Below are 6,616 nucleotides of genomic sequence, written 5' to 3'. Positions count from 1 at the left end.
CCAACCGGCGGCGTGCAGCAGAAGGCGGTGCACGAAGGGCAGGTAGACGGGCTGCAGCGGCAGGTCCGTCCAGGCGTCGCCGAGCGTCGTGGCCCACACGAGCGAGCGTCCGAGACCGAGGTCGGCCTCGAGCAACGCGGGCGAACCGTCGTCGAACCGGGCCAGGACGCGCATACCCTCCTCGGACAGCCGGCGGTACCGATCCACGCGCGGAGCACCGAGGTCTCCGCTGCCCGGGTCACGGAAGGCCGAGAAGATCGGGTGTCCATACTCCACTCGACCCAGAGACCCGCCCTCCGCGCGCGCTACGGAGCGCGCCGATCCCGCCGGTAGCAGTCCGTCCGCGAGCTCGGGGATGCGTCCACCCGAGCGGTCCCCGGCGGCGGCGATCAGCCCGCCGCCTGCCTCCACGAAGGCGCTCAACCGCGCGCCCGTCTCGCCGGCGGGGAAGGGCACGCCGTCCAGGATCAGCAGATCCAGGCCGGCCAGGTCCTCGCCTCGGAGGGAGCGGTCGGTCCGGCGGCGGAGCGTGAACGTGGGGGAGCGGGCGAGTTCCAGCGCGCGCCGCAGGTGCAGGCCCCGGCGCGGACCGGAGCCGTCCGGCTCGACGATCATGACCGCGACGGCCCGGCGCGGCTCCGCCACGAAGAATCGGGCGTCGTTCATCGCCAGATCGTCGGGCCCCACCCGCACGTGGCCGGCGGCGGCGCCGGAGGCGACCGAAAAAGGCGGAAACTCGACCGCGGTGGAGGCTCCGGGCTTGAGCGAGACGGTCTCCACCCCCACCCGTGCGCCGTCCAGCGTCAGCGACACAGCGCGCTCCGACACCGCGCGCGCCCCCAAGTTGGCGATCCGGGCGACCACGTGGATCCGCTCTCCCGCCGCGAAGCCGGAACGACGGAGCGAGACGTCCTCGGTGGTCAGGTCGTCGAGCGGGTCGGTCGTCGCCGGCAGCAGGCGCACGCGCGTACCGGGCGGAAGCAGCACCTCCGGATCCGCCAGAGTTCGCCCGGCCGCGAAGTCGCTCACGATCACGACCTCACGCCGCGGTCCGGGGGACGCGGACAGCACGCTCTCGGCCAGTCGCAGCGCGCCGGCGTACGACGTGCCGCCCTCGCCCGGACGGATCGAGTCCAGCGCCGCGCGCAACACGTCCACGTCGCGGGTCGCGGGGCCCAGCACCTGCGCCGCATCGTCGAACGCCACGAGCGTCAGCCGGTCGCCCTCCCGCAGTTCCGAGAACACGCGTCGCGCCGCCGCCTTCCCCGCGTCCATGCGGTCACCGGCCGCCATGCTGTAGGAGCGGTCGAACAGCAGCGCGATCTCCCTGACGCCGCCGTCCGCCCCAGCGCCCCCTGCGCCGGGCGCCAGGAAAGGCCGGCTGAACGCCGCGACCAGCAGGACCATGGCCAGCACGCGCAGCGCGAGCAGCAGGGGATCGCGGATGCTGCGGCGCCGGGTGGCGTTGAGGGGTGACTCGCCCAGGAACATCAGCGACGGGAACGGCTGGCGTTCCTTGGGCGGCCGGCGCGTCAGGTGGAGCCACACGGGCACCGCGATGGCGATGCTCGCGGCCAGCAAGGCGGGGGTCAGGAGGCCCAACTCAGTCCCTGCCCTGCGCCGAGCGCGTGCGCAGCGCCGTGCGCCGGTGGCCGAGCCACCGCGCGAGCGCGACGGACAGCGGCGTAGACGTGTCGAGCAGCACGTGATCGACCCGCAGCGCCAGTAGCTCAGCGGCCACGGTGCGCAGGTGCCCGTCCACGCGCGCCTGGTACTGCGCCGCCGCCGCCCCTGGGTCCACGGGCAGGCGGTCGCCGGTCTCCAGATCCTCGAACAGCGTCGCGCCCAGCTCGGGCAGGCGCCGCTCCCACGGGTCGAGGACGTGGAACGCGATCACGTCGTGCCCGCGATCCCTCAGCGCCGAGAACGCCCGCACTATCTCCGCGGGCGGGTCGTAGAAGTCTCCCACTACGGCGACGAGGCCGCGCCGGCGCAGCAGCCCCCCGGCTCTTTCCGCGGCTTCGTACAGCCCGCCACCGGCTTTCGGGCGGGCCCGCTGGAGCGCGCGCAGCACGTTGTCGCGGTGACGCGCGGCGGGCGGCACGGTCTCCAGAACCGACCCGGCGAAGGTGATCAGGCCGACCCGGTCGCGCTGCGTGGCCGCCAGGTAGGCGAGCGACGCGGCCAGGAAGCGCGCGTAGTCGAACTTCGTGAGGCGGTCTGGAGAGCCCCGGAAATCCATCGACCGGGACACGTCCGTGATGAGCAGGAAATCGGCGTTCGTTTCCGCCTCGAACAGCCGCACGTAGTGCCGGTCGGTGCGGCCGTATAGCCGCCAGTCCACGCGCCGCACGTCGTCGCCCGGGTTGTAGGGCCGATGCTCGGCGAAGTCGAGCGACGTGCCCAGGTGAGGCGCCCGGTGCAGGCCGGCGAGGAATCCGTCCACGACGCCGCGCGCCAGCAGCTCCAGCGAGTCGATGCTCGCCAGCACCGCCGGATCGAGCATCGGCGCGGCGGGTGCGACGCGGGCGGAGCTCACCGCATGCCCGAGCCTGGAGGAGGCACCGCGCTCAGCACGCGGTCGATTACCTGGTCGGTCGATACCCCCGCGGATTCGGCCTTGAAGTTGCGCAGGATGCGGTGCCGCAGGACGGGGCCGGTCAGCGCGCGTACGTCCTCGAAAGCCACGTGCGAGCGGCCCTCCAGCAACGCGCGCGCCTTGGCCCCCAGGGTCAGATACTGGGCCGCGCGCACGCTCGCGCCGTGTGCCACCCACTCGTTGACGAATTCGAGGCCGCCTGCGCCGGGCCGGGTGGCGCGGGTGAGCGCCAGCGCGTGCCGCAGCACCGCCTCCGCCACCGGCATGCGCCGCACGAGTCCCTGGAAGGCGAGGATCTCCTCCCCCGAAAGCACCGCCTGGGGCGGTTCGCCCAGCACCGCGGTGGTCGTGCGGACCACCTCGAGCTCCTCGTCCTCCGGCAGATGATGCATCACGATCTCGAACATGAATCGATCGAGCTGAGCCTCGGGCAGCGGGTAGGTGCCCTCCAGCTCGATGGGGTTCTGCGTGGCGAAGACGAAGAAGGGCTCGGCGAGCTCGTACGTCCGACCCTGCACCGTCACGCGGTGCTCCTGCATGGCCTCCAGAAGCGCCGCCTGCGTCTTCGGCGGCGTGCGGTTGACCTCGTCGGCCAGGACGACGTTGGCGAACAGCGGGCCCGGCGCGAAGACCATCTCACGGCGCCCCGTATCCGGATCCTCCTGGATCAGGTCGGTGCCCGTGATGTCGGAGGGCATGAGGTCCGGCGTGAACTGGATGCGCGCGAACTCCAGCCCGAGCCCGGACGCGAGCGTATGCACCAGCAGCGTCTTGGCGAGTCCGGGGACCCCCACGAGGAGCGAATTGCCGCCGGCGAGCAGCGACACGAGCATCAGCTCGATCACCTCGTCCTGGCCAACGACGCGTTTGCGGAGTTCCGCGACGAGACGCTCGCGGGCTCGGCTCAGCGCGTCCGCCAGGTCCGCGTCCTCGCTTTCGGAGCCGCGGCCAGCGCCCGCGGCGGTGGCCTCGGGCCGGGGAGGGCTCTGCTCGAGGGCGGCGCTCGTTGCTTCTTCGGGGCTGGCCACCTCCGGGGCGCCCAGCGCGGGATCATTCATCAAATCGGTCTCTCTTCTCAGTGCGTCAGCGCGTACATGACGTAGTTGACGCCCAGTTTGTACGCTTCGTTGGACAGGTCCACGGGGAACCGCCCCGTGGCGCTGAACTCCCAGAACTCGCCGATATCGTTGTTGTAATTGGCGACGGCGATCATGCGATTCGTCGGATCGTTCCCTTCGAAATACCCGAAGTACTGCGGCGGCCTGCCGCCGCCACGATAGCTGAGCAAACTCATGGCGGACGGGGCGATCTCGAAGAACGAGTGGAAGATCGGCTCTCCTCCGTCCAGCGGGAGGGGCACGAGGTCCGGAAGCACTCGTTCCATCTGATTGCGGAAGTTTATCCAGTCCGGGCCGCCGAAATCGTCGAAGATCACGAAGCCGCCCTTGAGCAGGTAGGCGCGCAGCGCCGCCACGTCATCCTCGCTCGGCACCCAGAAGCCCGGCTCGCTCAGGTACGCGACCGGATACAGGAAGAGATCCGGATCGTCGAGCGCCACCACCCTGCTGCCGTCCAGGTAGGGGCGCAGGGCGCTGATTTCATCCACGATGCGCGCGAAGTTCCGCTCCGCGGTGGGGTAGTCGTGCGACCACGCGGGTCCCGACGGCCCACCGCCGAACGGGCTCTCGAAGTAAATGCGCGCGAGCGTGAAGCGCCCGTCGTAGGGGAACTCGCCCGCGGAGCGGTCCGGCGGGGCTTGCCCGCGCGGGAAGGGGAAGCCGCCGGTGTCCTGCGCGGCCACGAGCTCGGGAGCCGACCAGACGCCCAGCGTTGCCGCGGCCACGGCGATCAGTCCTAGGCGGCCGGCGTGGCCGCTTGGATTCGGGCGCATCAGCCTCCTCCTTGGAGCGCCAACAAGAGATCGAGCGCTTCCTCGTAGCGGGGCGCGACCTCCAGCGCCCTCAGCACCGCGGCGCGAGCGGCCGCGGCGTCGCCGGCGTTCTGCAGCGCCACCGCCAGCCGGTACCAGGCGCCCGCGGGATCCGCCGGCTCGAGCGCCAGAAGCGCGCGCCGCTCGCCCGTAGCCGCCGCGTGGTCACCGGAGCGTTCGTACAGTCCCGCCAGTTTCTCATGAACGTCGGGATCGAGCGGGAAGATCCACAGCGCCCTCACCAGCGCTTCGGCCGCGTCCCGAAACGAACCCCGCTCGGCCCGCAGCTCGGCCAAACGCAGGAGGCCGTCGTAGGCCCCTTCGTCGACCGCCACCCAGGCCTCCAGCGCCCGCGACTCCGCCTCGAGGTCGCCTGAGGCTCGATGCAGACGGGCGAGCAGCGCCTGAGGCGCGCGCGCACCCGCGGCCTGGGGAAACAGCCGCGCCGCTTCCTCCAGCTCCGCGCGCGCCTGCTCGGTCCGCCCCTCCTCCAGCGCCCGCGAAGCCGCCTGAAGCCGCAGACCGAACTCGCCCGGATGCTCGGCCGAGCCGACGGCATCGAACTGGGTCGCGAAGCGCTCCCGCAGGTGCCGATCGAACGCGTCGTCCACGGCCTCGGGCGACGCTTCGAGCACATCCCGGAACACCCTTTCCTCGGACCCCCCCCGGCCGTAGGCGTCGAGCATCTCGGGCAGCGCGTCGAAGCCGTAAGCCTCTTCGATCCACTCGACCACCAGCGAGGCCATGAGGTAGGACATGCCCACCTGCCCGGGGAAGCTCGGGCGCACGAAGCCCTCGTTCAGGCGGCTCACCGGCGGCATCCTGTCGGCTTCGTAAGCGGCCACGAAACCGGGACTGATGCGGCGTCCCCAGCCGGGCCGGGCGCGCCGCTCCTCTCTCACGGAGATGCCCTCGGTGAGCCACCGCGGCACCCTGTTCGCGCTGGCGCCGAGGGTGACCGCGTGCGCAATCTCGTGCCACAGCGTGGACGCCCAGTTGAACGTGCCGCGTGCGCGCGCCGACGGCGAATCCATGGCGAGCACGTTGCCGAACGACACGCCCAGCGCGCCGAAGCCAGTCAGGCCGACCGTGCGCACGGAGAAGTCGCCGTGCTCGGGATAGACCTCCAGACGCACGGGGGTGTCGGGCCTATGCCCGTATAGATCCGCCAGCCGGGTATACGCGTCTTCGGCGATCCGCTCCATGTACGGACCCAGCAGGGCGCTCTCGTCGCGGCGCAGGAACAGCTCGAAATGCCGGGTGGCTCGGATCTCGTAGCGGTCGTAGGTGTCCAGCAGGTCCAGCGTATTGTTGAACCAGACGTTGAACGGATCCCCAGCGAACGCCGTCTCCAGCGCCGCGCGGGCGTCCTCGACTGCGCCCAGCCGGAGCAAGTTGAGGCCGCGCTCTCCGTGCGCCGCCCAGCGCCGACCGTCCGCGCGAACCGCATCGCCCGCCAACTCGGCGGCGTCCGCGTAGTGGTGGTGACGCGAGGCCAGCCGCGAGGCGATTACGAGCACCCAAGCGCGATCTGGGCTCCCCCGCGGCAGCGCGTCCGCCCGCTCGGAGGGCCCGGCGCGGTTGCCCTGCAGCAGGTCCGCCGCGGCCAGCACGCCCAGCGCCTCGGCCGACAACGGATCGGCGTCCAGCGCGCGCGCGGCCTCCTCGCGGGCGCCGTCGAAATCGGCCACATCCAGCAGCAGCAGCGCCAGAAACGCGCGCGCCTCGGCGTCGTCGTCGTTCACGTCCAGGACCCGGCGCGCGAGCTCCTCGGCCTCGGCCGAGCCGTCGAAGCGCCGTACCCGCGCCAAGAGGAGGAGCGCGCCCGGGTGACCCGGCGCGCGCGCGAGGACGCCGGACAGCGTCCGGTTCGCCTCGCGGCTGTCGTACTTGTCCAGGAAAAGCGCCGCGAGCCGCGTCTCCGGTTCGGGGTCGAGCGGGAGCGCGGCGGCGGCCTCCTCCAGCAGGCGGACCGCGTCGTGGAACAGCTCGTAGCGCTCGCCGCCGAGCTCGCTAGCCGCCTCGGCGACGGCCATCAGCGCGGGGGCGTCGCCCCTCGCCGAGCCGTAGGCGCCGAGCGCGCGCTC

General features: G+C 72.0%; 5 protein-coding genes. All 5 read right to left on the bottom strand.

Annotated elements, in window-relative coordinates:
* Window positions 1-1,602: VWA domain-containing protein (locus tag ABFS34_15355; protein MEN8376804.1), on the bottom strand; the 1,602-nt coding region annotated here is incomplete at its 3' end.
* Between the two features lies 1 nt (window position 1,603).
* On the bottom strand, window positions 1,604-2,539 hold the full coding sequence (locus ABFS34_15350) for a DUF58 domain-containing protein (GenBank protein MEN8376803.1): 936 nt from the start codon (window positions 2,537-2,539) through the stop codon (window positions 1,604-1,606).
* The gene (locus tag ABFS34_15345; GenBank protein ID MEN8376802.1) at window positions 2,536-3,657 is read right to left on the bottom strand and encodes a MoxR family ATPase; all 1,122 of its coding nucleotides are present in this window, start codon (window positions 3,655-3,657) and stop codon (window positions 2,536-2,538) included. Before ABFS34_15345 ends, ABFS34_15350 begins: the two co-directional genes overlap by 4 nt.
* Before the next feature lie 17 nt (window positions 3,658-3,674).
* The gene (locus ABFS34_15340; GenBank protein MEN8376801.1) at window positions 3,675-4,490 is read right to left on the bottom strand and encodes a DUF4159 domain-containing protein; all 816 of its coding nucleotides are present in this window, start codon (window positions 4,488-4,490) and stop codon (window positions 3,675-3,677) included.
* Window positions 4,490-6,616, bottom strand: a 2,127-nt coding sequence (locus ABFS34_15335) for a tetratricopeptide repeat protein (protein ID MEN8376800.1), incomplete at its 5' end; no start/stop codon positions are given. The genes ABFS34_15335 and ABFS34_15340, both read right to left, overlap by 1 nt.

This window comes from Gemmatimonadota bacterium (assembly GCA_039715185.1).
Taxonomy (GTDB): Bacteria; Gemmatimonadota; Gemmatimonadetes; order Longimicrobiales; family RSA9; genus DATHRK01.
This window is presented reverse-complemented; position numbering and strand designations above follow the sequence as displayed.